This is a genomic window from Winogradskyella vincentii (assembly GCF_020166345.1).
GTDB classification, from domain to species: domain Bacteria; phylum Bacteroidota; class Bacteroidia; order Flavobacteriales; family Flavobacteriaceae; genus Winogradskyella; species Winogradskyella vincentii.
The window spans coordinates 295251-312821 of sequence record NZ_JAIUJS010000003.1; the positions used below are offsets into that span (position 1 = coordinate 295251).

General features: G+C 32.4%; 17 protein-coding genes. 8 read left to right on the forward strand and 9 right to left on the reverse strand.

Features of this window, described 5'->3' with window-relative positions:
• Positions 1 to 7 precede the first annotated feature (7 nt).
• From LBV24_RS07240 to porX, 9 genes are all read right to left on the reverse strand, one after another.
• The gene (locus LBV24_RS07240; protein WP_224477932.1) at positions 8 to 979 is read right to left on the reverse strand and encodes a DUF1574 domain-containing protein; all 972 of its coding nucleotides are present in this window, start codon (positions 977 to 979) and stop codon (positions 8 to 10) included.
• Positions 980 to 2083 (reverse strand): glycosyltransferase family 4 protein, encoded by a 1104-nt coding sequence (locus LBV24_RS07245; RefSeq protein ID WP_224477933.1) that lies wholly within the window; start codon positions 2081 to 2083, stop codon positions 980 to 982.
• Positions 2084 to 2480: 397 nt separating this feature from the next.
• Positions 2481 to 3860, reverse strand: coding sequence for a nucleotide sugar dehydrogenase (locus LBV24_RS07250; protein WP_224477934.1), 1380 nt, complete (start codon positions 3858 to 3860; stop codon positions 2481 to 2483).
• A 115-nt stretch (positions 3861 to 3975) separates the two neighbouring features.
• On the reverse strand, positions 3976 to 4995 hold the full coding sequence (locus LBV24_RS07255) for an NAD-dependent epimerase (protein WP_224477935.1): 1020 nt from the start codon (positions 4993 to 4995) through the stop codon (positions 3976 to 3978).
• A gap of 81 nt (positions 4996 to 5076) precedes the next feature.
• Complete coding sequence (locus tag LBV24_RS07260) at positions 5077 to 5454, reverse strand: hypothetical protein (protein WP_224477936.1); 378 nt, start codon at positions 5452 to 5454, stop codon at positions 5077 to 5079.
• A gap of 12 nt (positions 5455 to 5466) precedes the next feature.
• Positions 5467 to 6666 (reverse strand): alanine dehydrogenase, encoded by a 1200-nt coding sequence (locus LBV24_RS07265; RefSeq protein WP_224477937.1) that lies wholly within the window; start codon positions 6664 to 6666, stop codon positions 5467 to 5469.
• A gap of 105 nt (positions 6667 to 6771) precedes the next feature.
• Entirely contained in the window at positions 6772 to 7326 is a 555-nt protein-coding gene (locus LBV24_RS07270; RefSeq protein ID WP_224477938.1) for a hypothetical protein, read from the reverse strand.
• Between the two features lie 243 nt (positions 7327 to 7569).
• Entirely contained in the window at positions 7570 to 8034 is a 465-nt protein-coding gene (tsaE, locus tag LBV24_RS07275) for a tRNA (adenosine(37)-N6)-threonylcarbamoyltransferase complex ATPase subunit type 1 TsaE (protein ID WP_262902011.1), read from the reverse strand.
• Between the two features lie 97 nt (positions 8035 to 8131).
• Positions 8132 to 9679, reverse strand: a complete 1548-nt coding sequence (porX, locus tag LBV24_RS07280) for a T9SS response regulator signal transducer PorX (RefSeq protein WP_224477939.1) — start codon at positions 9677 to 9679, stop codon at positions 8132 to 8134.
• Positions 9680 to 9705: 26 nt separating this feature from the next.
• Here porX and LBV24_RS07285 point away from each other — a divergent pair, with 26 nt between their 5' ends.
• From LBV24_RS07285 to fabG, 8 genes are all read left to right on the forward strand, one after another.
• Positions 9706 to 10950, forward strand: coding sequence for an HD domain-containing protein (locus LBV24_RS07285; protein ID WP_394371117.1), 1245 nt, complete (start codon positions 9706 to 9708; stop codon positions 10948 to 10950).
• A gap of 47 nt (positions 10951 to 10997) precedes the next feature.
• Positions 10998 to 12026, forward strand: coding sequence for a UDP-3-O-(3-hydroxymyristoyl)glucosamine N-acyltransferase (gene lpxD, locus LBV24_RS07290; protein ID WP_224477940.1), 1029 nt, complete (start codon positions 10998 to 11000; stop codon positions 12024 to 12026).
• Positions 12013 to 13419 carry a bifunctional UDP-3-O-[3-hydroxymyristoyl] N-acetylglucosamine deacetylase/3-hydroxyacyl-ACP dehydratase gene (locus LBV24_RS07295; protein ID WP_224477941.1) on the forward strand — a complete coding sequence of 469 codons (1407 nt, stop codon included), beginning with the start codon at positions 12013 to 12015 and terminating at the stop codon, positions 13417 to 13419. The genes lpxD and LBV24_RS07295 overlap by 14 nt, the downstream gene beginning before the upstream one ends.
• Position 13420: 1 nt before the next feature.
• A complete protein-coding gene (gene lpxA / locus LBV24_RS07300) occupies positions 13421 to 14206 on the forward strand; it encodes an acyl-ACP--UDP-N-acetylglucosamine O-acyltransferase (protein WP_224477942.1) in 786 nt (261 codons plus the stop codon).
• A gap of 20 nt (positions 14207 to 14226) precedes the next feature.
• The gene (gene efp, locus LBV24_RS07305; RefSeq protein WP_224477943.1) at positions 14227 to 14793 is read left to right on the forward strand and encodes an elongation factor P; all 567 of its coding nucleotides are present in this window, start codon (positions 14227 to 14229) and stop codon (positions 14791 to 14793) included.
• Complete coding sequence (locus LBV24_RS07310) at positions 14794 to 15735, forward strand: UDP-3-O-(3-hydroxymyristoyl)glucosamine N-acyltransferase (RefSeq protein ID WP_224477944.1); 942 nt, start codon at positions 14794 to 14796, stop codon at positions 15733 to 15735. It begins immediately after the preceding gene.
• A gap of 71 nt (positions 15736 to 15806) precedes the next feature.
• Positions 15807 to 16676, forward strand: coding sequence for a succinate--CoA ligase subunit alpha (gene sucD / locus LBV24_RS07315; RefSeq protein WP_224477945.1), 870 nt, complete (start codon positions 15807 to 15809; stop codon positions 16674 to 16676).
• Positions 16677 to 16807: 131 nt separating this feature from the next.
• On the forward strand, positions 16808 to 17554 hold the full coding sequence (fabG, locus tag LBV24_RS07320) for a 3-oxoacyl-[acyl-carrier-protein] reductase (protein ID WP_224477946.1): 747 nt from the start codon (positions 16808 to 16810) through the stop codon (positions 17552 to 17554).
• The last annotated feature ends 17 nt before the right edge of the window (positions 17555 to 17571 follow it).

Genomic DNA, 17571 nt, shown 5'->3' on the forward strand with positions numbered 1-17571 from the left:
GTATTGTCTATTGATGGTTGTTAGAAACAATATCTATAATTTGATTGCTCATTTTGGTGGCTCCTTTATAATTAACATGGTGAAAATCTGAAAAATCAATATCTTCATATTTAAATACATCTTGTTTGTAGTTGTTTAAATCATAGTAGCCCACATCATTATAATTTTTGAAGTAATTTTTGTAATAATTTTCTTCATCTTTGTTGTTATCTAATTTAAGTCGAGTAGGAGGGTATGGACTTCTTATAACAAATAACTGAATATTATTAGATTCTGTGAGTTCATATATTTTAGTTAAGTACTTTTCAAATCTTTTTTCATTAAAGGATTTATTATTAAAATTAGGAATTGGTTTAAATTCATTTATTTTTTTTTCGCTAACAATAACAGTATCTCTATAAAAGCCTTTATACCAAATTTTCTTGGGCGGCTTTTTATTTCTTTCATAAATCAAAGACTTAAGATCTTGTTTAATATAATTATTAAATTTCATTAATGGGAAAAGGAAGTTTCCAATTCCTTTCGTCCCATACCCTTTAGTAATTAGGTTGTATTTATTCTTTGTGGAATTGAAAAATGAAGAGTTTGAAAATATTTGATAGAAATCATGGGTATTATCAGATAGATCCAAGTAGGTTTCAAGCACAACGTATTTTGGGTTTTGATAATCTAAAATCTCTAAAAGAGTATAATAAGACTCGGCAATATCTTGAGCTGAAGTCCCCATATTAAATGAGTTAAGATTTAATCCTTTATCTATGAGTTGTGGATTGAAGCCGGTATAAGACCTGCTAGAACCTAGTACTATCAAATCATATGCATTCTTATTGGAATGTATGCTATTCCATTTTAAATAATTCTTATGAGTCTTATTTTTTATGGCTTTGTATGCAGGATATTCATACTTAAATGCAATTATTAAGTTGATTAAAACAAAGATAATCGAACCATAGGAAATATGTTTAAGGAACTTTTTCATTTAAGCCAAATGTCTTAATATTAAAGTTTTCCAACTTGAGGTGACATAAGTATCTCTGAATTTTTCAGTAGTTTCTTTAGATTTGATCGAAAATGACATCTTTATATCATTATTACGCATCAATTCATTCAATTTTTCAACAAACATGTCCTGGTTGTCTACTGGTACTAAAAAACCATTTATTCCGTTAATTATTAATTCAGATGGTCCGTAATTACAATCTGTGGAGATTGATGGTAATCCAAAATGCATTGCCTCTAATAAAACATTTGGAAAACCTTCCGCTTTTGATGCAAATGCAAAAACAGATGCTTTGTTATAATAATCTTGTACATTCTTCACTTTTGATATCAGTTGAACTTTGTGAGACAAGTTCAGAGTCTCAATTAAATCTCTTAATTTAGATTCATTTGGGCCATCACCAAGTAATAATAATTCCCAATCATCTGATTTAATTTCATTAAAAGCATTAATAATCTTCTCTTGTCTTTTATCGTTGTTAAAAGTCCCAACAGATAAAATTATTTTTTCTCTATTTGCTGTATAGGGCTCTCTTAGTTGGGAAAGTTCGGAAGAAATTGGATTGGGTAAAACGACCATTTCTTTTGTTTTTATCATACTGTCATATACCTGTTTCACTTTTTCTGTCTGTACAATTAAACAATTGGCTTTAGGATAAATAAACTTTCGAAGTAATACCCAAAATTTTGGTATATCGTTCTTTAGAGGATCATTTCTTTCACTTATCAAGCAAGGAATTTTATTCAATTTTGCTGCTATTACTGCCTTTATATTGGCCTGTGTAATAAATCCAATAAGTAAATCAATATTCTCTTGTTTTATGATTGAACTAACTCTTTTGAGTATAGAATAATTAAGTTTTAAAGAGCCAATAAAAGAACTTGGCTTTGATAATTTTTTAAAGCAAGAAACCACTTTGACAGATTCATTTAAGGTATAAAATGGATCAGAATGAACAAAAGTAATTATGGTTATATCAAAATCTTCTGATAAGCTATTGCTTAAATTTGTAATGACACGTTCTGCACCACCAGGTGTTAAACCGCCAATAACAAATGCTATTTTCTTTTTTCTAAGTTCCAATATTCTAGGTCAGTTTTTGTAAATTTAGATATCAAATATTAATAAAAGATTTCATTTTTGATAGTTTTCATGATATACGGATAAAAACTTCGACGACAGTTGTTATTATCCTATAAAATAGCAATTTACCAATTAAATGAGAGGAATTTCCTAGACATTGTATTAGTATTAAACAATTTATTTATTATTACAGAACTGCAAAGCTTTAGTATATAGGTGAGATTTCATTTAACCTAAGGATCAATAAAATCAAATTACGCTGATTATGTATTAAATTCTTTATAATCTATAAAAAATAATAGTGAGTATATATACTCACTATTTTGGAAAATATAATTATATAATGAAATTTAAATTGTCATTACAAAGCAAGAATTAGAATTATTGAAAAATCTATTTATTTTCCAATAGATGAGTACTCAAATCCTATTTGAGACATTTCTTCCTTGTTTAGTATATTTCTACCATCAAAAATGAACGCTGGTTTTTTCATGATGTCAAAAATCTTTGTCCAATCATAGGTCTTGAACTCATCCCATTCGGTCATTATAGCAATTGCATGAGCATCATTAATGGCATCATATGGATTATCAAAAGTTTCAACAAGTGAATTATTTTCTTCTTCAGTTCGGGTTTGTAAGTAGTTTAAATCATCGTACACTTTACTACTCGGTACTTTTGGATCATAAACAGCAATGTTTGCTTGTTCACTAAGTAAATGATCAGTTACATAGATTGCTGCCGATTCTCTCGTATCGTTAGTGTCCTTTTTAAAAGCCCAGCCTAGCAATGCAATTTTTTTACCTGAAACAGTGTTGTACAAAGTGCTGATCAATTTATCAGAAAATCTTCGCTTTTGATGATCATTTAAAACAATAACTTGTTCCCAATAATCAGCTACTTCATTTAAGCCATAACTTCTAGCTATATATACTAAATTTAAAATGTCTTTTTGAAAACAAGAACCTCCAAAACCTATAGATGCGTTAAGGAATTTTGGTCCAATTCTCGAATCCATACCAATTGCCCTAGCTACTTCATTAACATTAGCCTCAGTATGTTCGCAAAGCTCTGATATAGCATTTATGGAAGAAATACGTTGGGCCAAAAATGCATTCGCAGTTAATTTTGACAATTCTGAGGACCAAACATTTGTTCTTAATATTTGTTCTTGTGGCACCCAACTTCCGTAGATGTTTGCTAAGGCTTCAATTGCATCTTTAGACTCTCCTCCAATTAAAACTCTGTCTGGAGCTAAAAGGTCTTTTATTGCTGTTCCTTCAGCTAAAAATTCTGGATTTGATAAAATCGAAAATTTTACATTATTACCCGTATTATGCAAAATACTTTTAATTGCCTCTGCTGTTCTTACAGGTAGGGTAGATTTTTCGACTACAATTTTATCAGTTTTTGCTACATCAGCTATATTTCGAGCACATAATTCAACATACTTTAGATCTGCAGCCATCCCTTTTCCTTTCCCATATGTCTTTGTAGGGGTATTAACAGAAATGAAAATCATTTCAGATTCATCAATGGCTTTATTTATGTCTGTTGAAAAGAACAAATTCTTATTTCTTGTCTCACCAACAATTTCTGCTAATCCAGGTTCATAAATTGGTAATTTTGACAAGTCTTCGGTATTCCATGCATCAATTCTCTCTTGATTAATATCGACGATTGTAACTTGTATATTTGGATTTTTCTTTGCTATTACGGCCATTGTAGGTCCACCTACATAACCAGCACCGATACAACAAATTTTTGTGATTTTCATATTTAAATTTTAATTGACTTGGGTTATTAAATTAACATGGCAAAAGTGTAGTAAAATTATATATTTTCCAAATTTTATGGGTCATACTTAAATATATGTGAAATTATAATTATTATTAATTATAATAATCCTTAAACCAATCTATGAAAGACTTTACCCCTTCCTTAATTGATGTATTTGGACTGTATTCAAAATCTTTGATTAATTGATTTACATCTGCCCATGTTCTTTCAACATCTCCAGGTTGGATTGGTAACATTTCTTTCTTTGCAACTTTATCTAGATTAAATTCTATTTCCTCTATGAAATCCATCAATTTTACTGAGTTATTATTGCCAATATTGTATACCTTGTAAAGTGAATTATTTTTTATACGGGGATTAGTTGATTTTTCACAAATTCGAACCACACCTTCTACAATATCATCAACATAAGTAAAGTCTCTTTCCATTTTACCATGATTAAAAACCTTTATTGGTCTATCATTTATTATTGCGTCAGTAAATAAGAACATCGCCATATCTGGTCTTCCCCATGGTCCATAAACTGTAAAAAATCTAAGCCCTGTTGTTGGGATATTAAACAAATGACTATAAGTATGCGCCATTAACTCATTACTCTTTTTAGTAGCTGCATATAAACTAATTGGGTGATCAACATTATCATCTGTTGAAAAAGGAATTTTCTCATTTAGGCCATAAACACTAGAGCTACTAGCATAAACCAAATGTTTAATATTATTATGCCTACAACATTCCAATACATTTACAAACCCAACCAAATTTGAATCTACATAAGTATTTGGATTTTCTAAACTATATCTTACACCTGCTTGGGCGGCAAGATTGCAAACCACATCAAATTTTTCATTTTCGAATAATTCCGGTAGGGCTTCACGATCTTCCAAGTTCATTCTAACGAAAGAAAAATTAAGTTTATCGCTCGATGATAATTTATTAAATTCCTCTGCATTTTCCCTATTAATTCCTAATTCTTTGAGTCTAGAATATTTTAGGTTAATGTCATAATAGTCATTAATGTTATCTAAGCCAATAACATCATGACCTTTCTCCGCTAAAACTTTTGAAGTAAAAAAGCCGATAAAACCGGCTGCACCAGTAACCAGAATTTTCATTTAATAGGTAGATTTAAGTTTAAAAGCCAAAGATTAAAATTTAATTGATAGTATTAATAATTATACTATGAAAATGTAATTTTATTCGTTAATGTAACTCATATCTAATATTTTAGAAATTGAAAAGCAGTTTTCTACTGACAACTGAATTTGTCTTTCTTTATAAACATTATCGATGTGATATATTTTGCACGAATCAAGTTTGGTATTACTCTTGGTGAAATCAACATCACCATATTTAATTAAGTTTTTAACCACTGTGGTATCTAATCCATAATTATACATGAATAATTGTGCATTTTCAGAATAGATTATAGTTTTTGAGCTAATATTCTTAACCGTACGTGCATTAGGACCATAATCACAAGATGCTTTCTTACCATTTAAAAAAAACATTAGTACTATTATTCCTATAGCAAAACCACTAAGGTAATACCCTAAGCGCTGTACAAACTTCATTAAATAATTAGATTAAAATATGAGAAGATTGGCATCATTATAGTCTAAATCGTACCAATCTGCAACAGATTTATTAGTTAAAATTCCGTGGTAAAGGTACAATCCATTTTTTAATCCTCTATCAAAACGCAGGGCATTTTCTAACCCACCGTGTTCTCCTATTTGTAAAAGGTAAGGCGTGAAGATATTACTAATTGAAACTGAAGCTGTTCTAGAATAACGCGCAGGTATATTAGGAACACAATAATGGATTACACCATTATGTTCAAAGGTTGGATGATCGTGCGTAGTCACCTCACTTGTTTCAAAACATCCGCCCATATCTATACTAACATCGATAATAACAGATCCATTTTTCATATGATCAACCATTGTTTCAGTAACTACAACAGGAGATCTATTACTTCCCCTAACAGCACCAATTGCTACATCGCATCGCTTTAAGGCTTTTAATAAATTCTTAGGTTGCATGGTAGATGTATAAACGTTCCTACCCAAATTGGTCTGAATACATCTAAGTTTAGTTATAGAACTATCGAATATCTTGACATTTGCTCCTAAACCAATAGCAGATCTTGCAGCGAATTCTCCAACAGTTCCAGCTCCAAGAATAACGACTTCGGTTGGAGGCACACCATTTATGTTACCCATCATCAACCCATTACCACCATTCACATTAGACAATAATTCTGAAGCAACTAATATAGAAGCTGTTCCAGCTATCTCACTCAGTGATCGTACTGCAGGATAGGCTCCATCTTCATCTTTAATAAATTCAAATGCGAGAGCTGTAATTCTTTTTTTAGCAAGAGCCTCAAAATATGCCTTTCTCTGAGTTTTTATTTGAAGTGCGGAAATTAAAATAGTTTGAGGGTTAATCAATTCTATTTCATCAAGAGCAGGTGGTTCAACTTTTAATATAATAGGGCAGGAGTAGACTTTGGATTTATCCTTAGTCACTTCTGCACCAGCTTCACTATAGTCTTTATCTTTAAATTTAGCACCTTCACCAGCACCAGACTCTAATAAAACTCTATGACCATTAGCTGTTAAGGCAGATATTGCATCTGGAGTTAAACAAACCCGTTTTTCCTGGAAATGTGTTTCTTTGGGTATACCAATAAACAATTCACCCTTTTGTTTAAGTATTTCTAAAGTCTCTTCTTGTGGTAGTAATTGAGCTTTGGTAAATGGCGTTAAAGATTTACTCATTTAAGTTAGTTAAATTGATATCTCTACTGCAAGATAATGAAACTGACTTAAATGTAGTTAATTTTTAATCCCAATAAATTAGATAAGTCTTATTAAATAATATTACTAAAAGTATTGACTGATTTTCCCCCAGAATGTTTTAGGTTTAAACATAAACTCCTCTTCAAGCTCTTCCATGGTCTTATCATGGTCATTTATTTTATTAAACATTTTTGCTCTAATTAAATAGATGGATGGAAAAACTATTGCCATTATTGGGACAAACCAAATAATATCAGCGACATCCAAATAACGTGCATCAAAATTAAGTGCTACAATACACTGATAACTAAACATTGCAATTGGTACAATAAGTGCGTGATACCACCAATGTTTGCATGTTAAGAACCAAATGAGAGAAAGTAAAAGAGGAACAAACTTCATTGCCAGAACCCACATCGCCACATTGGCACTTTCATATTCTATACTATAATACTTACCGAATATAGTATCCCATTCCTGAGTGTCTGGCACATATTCATATAAGTAAAACAAAAAGGGAGTAGCTGCAACTATTGTTGCAACTATACTCCCAGTTAAAATTTTCCTGTTGTAGGACTTTTTATCCTGCTGGTGGAACTTTAAGTTTTCTTTTGTCAACTTGTGTTGTAACTTGCTCATCTAAGTCAATAATGTTAGTCGCTTGTACAGTGAATAACATTCCTCCAAAGATTGCAATCGCTAAAACTAGTTTTTTAGTCTTCATAATTTCTAGGGATTTAATTAATTAATTACTACAAAATTAAACTAGGACCTTTCGTCCTTAAAATGGAGTAATGTTAAATTCCAAGAAAAATTGCGGATTCAATTACGGTTTTTCCGTAACTAGCTTGCTAATCTAAGAGAAACGTTGTCAAAATTTGATCAAAATTTTGGTACTGTCATGGCGTTATTTTCGGTTAAACTTTCTTTATTTATGGTCAATTTGAGGGATCGTTGACTGTCTTCTAATTCCGTAATGATAATGGTTTGAGCGTTTTCTGGTAATAATTCTGAAATACGCTCTGGCCACTCCATAAATATCCAATGATCTGAAGACAGATAATCTTCTATACCAAAATTGTAGGCTTCTTCAATCGATTCAATTCTGTAAAAATCAAAGTGATAAACCTTATCTTCTGGCAATTGATATTCATTAACAATTGAAAATGTTGGACTGGTAGCTATATCAGTACTTTGCATTGCTTTAAGCAACGCATTAACCAATGTTGTTTTACCAGCACCCATATTTCCGTTAAACAAAACAATTTTAGAATCCAAATGTTCCAAAATCTGTTCTGCAACAGAGTTGATATTTTCTAAATGATATGTAAACTCAATATTGTTCAATGTTATTGGACATTTTACTGAGCACAATTATAGATATAAATATTGAGAAATCCTAGAAAAAAGTGTATTTCATCGGATATTTATGCCTTTTACGGATTTATTTAGGGTCTAAAACAACAAACGGAATAATCATTTCTTCAAGTGAAACGCCACCATGTTGATAAGTATTTCTGTAATAGCTTACATAATGATTAAAATTGTTTGGATACGCTAAAAAGTAATCTCCTTTTGCAAAAATAAACGAACTACTCATAGTTAATGCTGGCAAATGAACACTTTTTGGATCCTTTATCGCTAAGACATCTTTATCTTGATAAGTTAGGCTTCGGCCAGTTTTATAACGAAGATTCAAGCTTGTATCTCTATCTCCAATAACTTTAGAAGGTGCTTTTACATTTATGGTACCATGATCAGTTGTCAAAATCAATTTAAATCCAAGTTGTTGAGAAAGTTGTATCATTTCTAGCAATGGTGAATTTTTAAACCAACTTACAGTGAGTGACCTGTATGCCTTATCATTTGAAGCCAATTCCTTGACTACTTCCATTTCTGTTTTAGAATGCGAAAGCATATCTACAAAATTGTAAACAACAACGGTAAGGTCATTGTCTTTTAATGACCTGAAATTCTCTACTAATTTCTTACCTGATTTTAAATTAGTAATCTTATGGTATTCGTATTTAAGGTGATTTAGACCAAGGCGTTTTATTTGTTCTCTTAAAAAATCATCCTCGTGCATGTTTTTACCACCTTCGTCAGTATCATTTTTCCAATATTGAGGATACAATTTTTCCATATCTGCAGGCATCAGCCCAGAAAATATAGCATTTCGTGCATATTGGGTAGCGGTTGGTAGAATACTAAAGAAAGGTAATTCTGAGGTTTTCTTATAATAATTGTTAACTATAGGTTCAAAAGCCTTCCATTGATCATATCGTAAATTATCAATAACAACCATAAGTGTTGGTTGTTTATCACTTAATTCTGGGACCACTTTATCCTTAAACAGGGTGTGGGACATTATTGGTGCATCTGTATTTGGTTGAAACCAATCTGAATAATTTTTTTCAATGAACTTCCCAAACTGAGAATTTGCTTCATTTTTTTGTGACTCCAAAATATCGGTCATTCCAACATCTTCAATATCTTCGAGTTGTAACTCCCAATAAATTAGTTTTTGGTATAGTTCTATCCACTCTTCATAAGAATTCACCATAGATAAATCCATCGCAATTTTTCTAAACTCTTGCTGATAGTTAGATGTAGTCTTCTCAGAAATTAAACGCGAGTGATCCAAATTCTTCTTTAAACTCAATAAGATTTGATTTGGGTTGACTGGCTTAATTAAGTAATCTGCAATTTTACTACCAATTGCTTCCTCCATTATATATTCTTCCTCACTTTTTGTAATCATTACTATAGGGAGATTGGCACGACGTTCTTTAATCTCGTTTAGTGTTTCCAATCCTGTTAAACCCGGCATATTTTCATCAAGGAAAACGATATCAAAATTAGTATCGTCAATAATTTCGAGTGCTTCTGTACCACTCTGACAAGTAGTTACTTCATATTGTTTCTGTTCTAAAAAAAGTATATGTGGTTTAAGTAAATCTATTTCATCGTCAACCCAAAGAATATTAATCATGTTGGTGTATATTTGTTTCTTAATTAATGAATTTAAACATTTTGCCTATCAAGAATAAGCTCAAAATATTTAACGATCCAATTTACGGATTTATTACTATTCCAAATTCTTTAATTTTTGACTTAATAGAGCATAAATACTTCCAAAGGTTAAGACGAATTACACAAATGGGGTTGTCCTATTTGGTTTACCCTGGAGCACATCACACTCGTTTTCATCATGCGTTGGGTAGCATGCATTTAATGCAACAAGCGATCAATGTACTTCGTTTTAAGGGAGTTAGCATTGCAGAAGATGAAGAGAATGGATTATTAATTGCCATTTTATTACATGATATTGGCCATGGGCCTTTTTCTCATGCTATGGAGCATAGTCTTGTGACAGACATTACTCATGAAGAAATATCACTCTATTTTATGGAGGCGTTAAATGAAGAGTTTAACGGAAGTTTAACTTTAGCCATCTCAATATTTAAAGGAGAGTACCCTCGAAAGTTTATGTGCCAGCTAATTTCTAGCCAACTGGATATGGATAGAGCTGATTACTTGAAAAGAGATAGTTTCTATACAGGTGTGGCCGAAGGAAACATAAATAGCGAACGTTTAATTACGATGCTTAATGTAGTAGATGACCACCTGGTTATTGAAGAAAAAGGTATTTATAGTGTTGAAAAGTTTTTAATAGCCAGACGTTTTATGTATTGGCAAGTGTATTTGCATAAAACTGGTTTGGTAGCAGAACAATTATTAACTAGAATATTGAAACGAGCCAAGGAATTAGTCCTAGATGGAGAAGAATTGTCTTGCAGTGATGCGCTTAACCATTTCTTAAGTGTAGAAATTAATAAATCTAATTTTGAGGATTCTACCTTACAGGTTTTTGCCAAACTAGATGATTATGATATTATCTCCGCAATAAAGGAATGGCAATATCATAATGATTTTGTGCTTAGCAATCTATGTGATATGATCATAAATAGGGATTTATTAAGAATCCAGATAAAAAATAAAAGTATTAAAGTTTCAGAGTTAGTTGAGCATAAGCGTGATTTAATGAATCGATATAAAATCTCTGAATCGGAGGCAGATTATTTTGTGTTTCAGGGTAAGATAACTAACCAAGCATATCAACAAAAAAAGGAGAACATAGATATACTTTATAAGAACGGAAAAATTAAAGATATTGTAAAAGCATCAGACCAGCTTAATCTTAAAGCACTTAGTAAACCCGTTACGAAACATTATATGTGCTATCCTAAGAAGAAAATTTGATACATTTTTTCTATTTTTGCGGGAAACCAGCAAACAAAATCAATTAATTGAAATTCACAGCAGAACAAATAGCAGGTATATTAGAAGGCGAAGTGGTTGGAAACCCAACTGTGGAAGTTTCACAACTTGCAAAGATTGAAGAAGGAAAAGAAGGAACACTTACTTTTTTAGCAAACCCAAAATACAAACCCTTTATATATTCAACAAAGGCTTCAATTACTATTGTTAATGCTGATTTTGAACCAGAAGAAGAACTTTCAACAACTCTAATTAAGGTAGATGATGCTTATGGCGCGTTTACCAAGTTATTAGAGTATTACAACCAGATTAAACTTAATAAGTCTGGAGTAGAACAACCGAGTTATATTTCCGATTCAGCCATGTTGGGTGAGAATTGTTATGTTGGAGCGTTTTCATATATAGGTGATAACGTAAAATTAGGTGATAATGTAAAGATTTATCCTAGTGCCTATGTAGGTGATAATGTCACAATTAATGATAATTCTATTGTCTTTTCTGGTGCTAAAATATATTCTGAGTGTATTATTGGTAAGAATTGTGTTATTAACTCTGGCGCAATAATTGGTGCTGATGGTTTTGGTTTCGCACCAAATGAAAAGGGAGAGTATTCAAAAGTTCCGCAAATCGGTAATGTTATTTTAGAGGATTTCGTTGATATTGGTGCCGGAACAACAATAGACAGAGCTACCTTAGGATCTACAATTATTAGGAGAGGTGTGAAATTAGATAATCAAATTCAAATTGCACACAACGTAGAAATAGGTAAAAACACAGTTATAGCAGCACAAACTGGTGTAGCGGGTTCAACAAAAATTGGAGAAAATTGTCAGATTGGTGGACAAGTTGGTATTGTTGGACACATTACCATTGGTAATAATGTAAAAATTCAAGCACAATCTGGTATTGGAAGACATGTAAAGGATAATGAGGTATTACAAGGGTCACCAGCTTTAACATATGGTGACTATAATAAGTCATATGTTTACTTTAAAAACCTACCAAAGATTGTAAAAAATATAAACGATTTAGAAAAGAAAGTCGATGGCAATAATTAAAACTGAAACCAAACAAAAGACCATAAAAAAGGAAGTAACACTTGAGGGTGTTGGCTTACACACAGGTACTGATGTTAAATTAGTTTTTAAACCAGGTCTAGAGAATTCAGGATTCATTTTTGAACGTGTAGATTTAGAAGGAAGTCCAAAAATAGAAGCAGACGCCAACTATGTTACAAATACCCAAAGAGGAACTTGTCTTGAAAAAAATGGTGTAACTATCCAGACTTGCGAGCATGTATTGGCAGCCTTGGTCGGTTTAGATATTGATAATGCAATTATAGAACTCAACGCTTCAGAACCACCAATTATGGACGGTTCATCAAAGTTTTTTGTGGAAGCTATTGAAAAAGCTGGAATTGTTGAGCAAGCAGCTGTTAGAGAAGAATATGAAGTAAAGCAAGTAGTTTCTTATTCAGACGAAGAATCTGGAAGTGAAATAATTTTAATGCCATCAAAAACTTATCAGGTTACTACTATGGTAGATTTTGGAACTAAAGTATTAGGTACCCAAAATGCAACAATGAATGATGTTTCTGATTTTAAAGCAGATATAGCAAATGCTAGAACTTTTAGCTTTTTGCATGAACTTGAAATGTTGCTAGAACATGGTTTAATAAAAGGTGGTGATCTTAATAATGCTATTGTTTATGTTGACAAAGAGTTGTCAGCTGAAACAATGGAAAAGTTAAAAGTTGCTTTTAAAAAGGATAGCATAGCTGTTAAACCAAATGGTATATTGGATAATCTAACGCTTCATTATCCTAATGAAGCCGCTCGTCATAAATTGCTTGATGTTGTTGGTGATTTGGCTTTAATTGGTACAAAAATTAGAGGTAAGGTTATTGCTAATAAACCTGGTCACTTTGTAAATACGCAATTTGCAAAGAAGATTTCTAAATTAATCAAGAACGAAAGGCGTAATAATGTACCTCAAATTGATTTGAATTCACCTCCACTTATGGATGTAAATCAAATCATGAACATGTTGCCACATAGACAACCTTTTTTATTGCTAGATAAGGTCTATGAGCTAACCGATAATTATGTTATCGGCATGAAGAACGTAACTATGAACGAAGAATACTTTAAAGGTCATTTTCCTGGCGCACCTGTTATGCCAGGAGTATTAATCGTCGAGGCGATGGCACAGACTGGAGGAATATTGGTTTTAAGTACAGTTCCTGATCCTGAGAATTATTTAACGTTCTTCATGAAAATGGATAATGTAAAGTTTAAACAAAAAGTTGTTCCTGGTGACACATTAATTTTTAAGTGTTCCTTGATAACTCCTATAAGAAGAGGCATATGTCATATGCAAGGTTATGCATATGCAAATGGAAAATTATGTGCTGAAGCTGAGTTAATGGCCCAAATTTCTAAAGTAAAATAAAATGAATCAACCACTAGCATACGTACATCCAGGAGCAAAAATTGCTAAAAACGTTGTTATAGAACCTTTTACAACTATACACAATAATGTAAAAATTGGCGAAGGGACTTGGATTGGTAGTAATGTTACTATCATGGAAGGTGCAAGAATCGGGAAGAATTGTAATATTTTTCCAGGAGCTGTCATTTCAGCTGTACCTCAAGATTTAAAATATAATGATGAAGACACTACTGTTGAAATAGGAGACAACGTAACAATTAGAGAATGTGTTACCATTAATCGTGGAACAACGGATAAAATGAAGACTGTAATAGGTAATAATTGTCTAATAATGGCTTATTGTCATATTGCTCATGATTGTGTAGTGGGTAACAATTGTATCTTTTCAAACAATAGTACTTTGGCCGGACATATCACTGTAGGTGATTATGTAGTATTAGCGGGTATGACAGCTGTACATCAATTCTGTTCAATAGGTAACCACGCTTTTGTAACTGGAGGGTCATTGGTAAGAAAAGATGTACCACCTTTTGTTAAGGCGGCAAGAGAACCATTATCATATGTAGGCATCAATTCTGTTGGTTTAAGACGTAGAGGATTTAGTACTGAGAAGATTAGGGAAATTCAGAATATTTTTAGAATACTTTATCAGAAAAACTATAATAATACTCAAGCTTCAGAGATAATCGAAGCAGAAATGGAAGCTACACCTGAGCGCGATGAAATTCTTCAATTTATTAAGAATTCGCACAGAGGTATAATGAAAGGGTATTTTAAATCAAATTAATAAAATAACATCACTATAATATGGCAAGTACATCAGATATCCGAAATGGATTATGCATTAAATACAATCACGATATTTATAAAATCATTGAATTTTTACATGTGAAACCTGGTAAAGGTCCAGCTTTTGTTAGAACTAAGCTTAAAAGCGTTACAACTGGGAAAGTAATAGATAATACATTTTCAGCGGGTCACAAAATTGATGATGTACGTGTTGAAACTCATAAATTTCAGTATTTATATAATGATGGTGAATATTATCATTTTATGAATGAATCGGATTACTCTCAGATTCAATTAACAGAAAACGCTTTAGACAGACCAGATTTAATGAAAGAAGGTGAGATTGTTACTGTTTTAATAAATACGGAAGATGACATGCCACTATCTGTAGATATGCCTGCGAGTGTAATTTTGGAAGTAACGCATACAGAGCCTGGAGTTAAAGGTAATACTGCAACTAATGCAACTAAGCCAGCTACTGTTGAAACTGGTGCAACAGTTAATGTCCCATTATTTATTAATGAAGGTGATAAAATAAAAATTGAAACCGCAAAAGGCACTTATAAAGAGCGTATAAAGGAATAAATGAAATTTCCTGAAGTATATACCTTAAAACAGATTGCAGATTTAATTTCATGCAAATTTGTTGGTGAAGAAAACTTCCCAGTTCATGGTATAAATGAAATTCATGTTGTTGAACCAGGTGACATTGTATTTGTTGATCATCCAAAATACTATGATAAGGCACTAGAATCAGCAGCCACCGTTGTTTTAATTAATAAAGAAGTAGAGTGTCCTAAAGGCAAAGCGCTTTTAATATCTGATGATCCATTTAGGGATTTTAACAAACTCACACTTCATTTCAAACCATTTAAGTCTTCAAACGTTGCCGTTGCTACTGATGCTGATATCGGAAAAAGTACAATTGTTCAGCCAAATTGTTTTATTGGTAATAATGTAAAAATTGGTGAAAATTGTGTCATTCATTCGAATGTAAGTATTTACGATGATACCATAATCGGTGATAATGTTACAATACACGCAGGAACTGTTCTAGGCGCATCAGCATTTTATTATAAAAATAGACCTGAGGGGTACGATCAATTGATTTCTGGTGGTCGCGTTATTATTGAAGATAATGTAGACATTGGGGCATTATGTACCATAGATAGAGGAGTCACAGGAGATACAACTATTGGTGAAGGTTCAAAATTAGATAACCAAATTCAAATTGGTCATGACACAGTAATTGGGAAAAAGTGTTTAATAGCTTCGCAAACTGGTATTGCTGGTTGTGTGGTTGTAGAAGACAATGTTACGATTTGGGGACAAGTAGGTATTAAAAGTGATGTTACAATTTCAAAAGGAACGGTAATATTTGCGCAAGCTGGTATAAATAAAACAACCGTTGAAGGTGTAACATATTTTGGATCACCTGCAAAAGATGCACGTTCATTCTTTAAGGAAATGGCCTATGTTAAAAAGATTCCTGAGATATTAGAATTCATCAAAAAAAATACTAATTGATTCCCTTTACATTTATGTTAAGAAGAATTATTTTTGCACTCTAAATAAATAAACCATAAAAAATTATCTAAATGAGCGTATTAGTCAATAAAGATTCAAAAATTATTGTTCAAGGATTTACTGGAAGCGAAGGTACATTCCATGCTGGTCAAATGATTGAGTATGGTACAAATGTAGTTGGAGGTGTTACACCAGGCAAAGGAGGTCAAACTCATTTAGATAGACCTGTGTTTAATACAGTTTCTGAAGCGGTTGAAAAAGTAGGAGCAGATACAACAATAATTTTCGTACCACCAGCGTTTGCTGCAGATGCTATTATGGAAGCTGCAGATGCAGGTATAAAAGTAATTATAACAATTACAGAGGGAATTCCTGTTGCTGATATGATTAAAGCTGCAGATTATATAAAAGATAAAGGTAGTCGCTTAGTAGGCCCTAATTGTCCTGGAGTAATCACACCAGGAGAAGCTAAGGTTGGTATTATGCCTGGGTTTGTATTTAAAAAAGGTAAAGTGGGTATTGTATCTAAATCTGGTACATTAACATATGAGGCTGCAGACCAGGTTGTAAAGCAAGGATTAGGAATTACCACTGCTATTGGTATAGGAGGGGATCCAATTATTGGAACAACTACTAAAGAAGCTGTAGAGTTATTAATTAACGATCCGGAAACTAAAGCGGTTGTAATGATTGGAGAAATTGGCGGTCAGTTAGAGGCAGATGCTGCTAATTGGTATAAAGAAAGTGGAAGCAAAAAACCAGTTGTAGGTTTCATTGCTGGAGAAACTGCACCTGCAGGAAGAACTATGGGTCATGCTGGTGCCATTGTAGGAGGTAGTGATGATACAGCTCAAGCTAAAAAGAAAATTATGAGAGCCTGTGGCATTCACGTAGTTGATTCGCCTGCTGAAATTGGTAAAAAAGTAGCTGAAGTTCTTTAAAATTCAGTGATTTATAAAAGTTAAAAACCTTACAAAATCTTGTGAGGTTTTTTTATGTCGCCGTAATTTGTAATTATTATATTTGAGAGAAGTAATTAATAGATTATAAACTAACTAATCATAAAACTAATATGAAACTATTAGAAGGAAAAACCGCTATCATAACTGGTGCAAGTAGAGGAATTGGTAAAGGTATTGCTGAAGTATTTGCAGATCATGGTGCAAATGTGGCTTTCACGTATAGCTCATCTGTAGAAGCTGCAAATGCTCTTGAAAAAGATTTAAATGATAGAGGTATCAAAGCCAAAGGTTATCAAAGTAATGCAGCTAGTTTTGATGAAGCACAAAAATTAGCTGAAGATGTGTTGGCTGAATTTGGATCTATTGATATACTGGTAAATAATGCTGGTATTACAAAAGACAATTTATTAATGCGAATGGGTGAGGAGGATTTCGACAAGGTAATTGAGGTAAACCTCAAATCTGTTTTTAATATGACAAAGGCTGTACAACGGACTATGTTAAAGCAGCGAAAAGGATCAATCATAAATATGAGTTCTGTTGTAGGAGTGAAAGGTAATGCTGGTCAGACAAATTATGCAGCTTCTAAGGCTGGTATTATTGGTTTTTCTAAGTCGGTTGCATTAGAGCTTGGTTCTAGGAATATTAGAAGTAATGTTATAGCTCCAGGGTTTATAGAAACTGAAATGACAGCTAAACTCGATGAAGAAACAGTTAAAGGTTGGCGTGCAGCAATACCATTAAAAAGAGGTGGAACACCAGAGGATATTGCAAACGCATGTGTTTATCTAGCCAGTGATCTAAGTTCTTATGTTACAGGTCAAACTTTAAATGTTGATGGCGGTATGCTAACTTAATATAAAGCATGTAGTCT

Excerpts from the sequence above, each read along its gene's own strand:
- LBV24_RS07240 (WP_224477932.1), bottom strand. The coding sequence starts at position 979 with ATGAAAAAGTTCCTTAAACATATTTCCTATGGTTCGATTATCTTTGTT.
- LBV24_RS07250 (WP_224477934.1), bottom strand. The coding sequence starts at position 3,860 with ATGAAAATCACAAAAATTTGTTGTATCGGTGCTGGTTATGTAGGTGGA.
- LBV24_RS07255 (WP_224477935.1), bottom strand. The coding sequence starts at position 4,995 with ATGAAAATTCTGGTTACTGGTGCAGCCGGTTTTATCGGCTTTTTTACT.
- LBV24_RS07260 (WP_224477936.1), bottom strand. The coding sequence starts at position 5,454 with ATGAAGTTTGTACAGCGCTTAGGGTATTACCTTAGTGGTTTTGCTATA.
- LBV24_RS07265 (WP_224477937.1), bottom strand. The coding sequence starts at position 6,666 with ATGAGTAAATCTTTAACGCCATTTACCAAAGCTCAATTACTACCACAA.
- LBV24_RS07270 (WP_224477938.1), bottom strand. The coding sequence starts at position 7,326 with ATGAGCAAGTTACAACACAAGTTGACAAAAGAAAACTTAAAGTTCCAC.
- porX (WP_224477939.1), bottom strand. The coding sequence starts at position 9,679 with ATGATTAATATTCTTTGGGTTGACGATGAAATAGATTTACTTAAACCA.
- LBV24_RS07285 (WP_394371117.1), top strand. The coding sequence starts at position 9,706 with ATGAATTTAAACATTTTGCCTATCAAGAATAAGCTCAAAATATTTAAC.
- LBV24_RS07295 (WP_224477941.1), top strand. The coding sequence starts at position 12,013 with ATGGCAATAATTAAAACTGAAACCAAACAAAAGACCATAAAAAAGGAA.
- lpxA (WP_224477942.1), top strand. The coding sequence starts at position 13,421 with ATGAATCAACCACTAGCATACGTACATCCAGGAGCAAAAATTGCTAAA.
- efp (WP_224477943.1), top strand. The coding sequence starts at position 14,227 with ATGGCAAGTACATCAGATATCCGAAATGGATTATGCATTAAATACAAT.
- LBV24_RS07310 (WP_224477944.1), top strand. The coding sequence starts at position 14,794 with ATGAAATTTCCTGAAGTATATACCTTAAAACAGATTGCAGATTTAATT.
- sucD (WP_224477945.1), top strand. The coding sequence starts at position 15,807 with ATGAGCGTATTAGTCAATAAAGATTCAAAAATTATTGTTCAAGGATTT.
- fabG (WP_224477946.1), top strand. The coding sequence starts at position 16,808 with ATGAAACTATTAGAAGGAAAAACCGCTATCATAACTGGTGCAAGTAGA.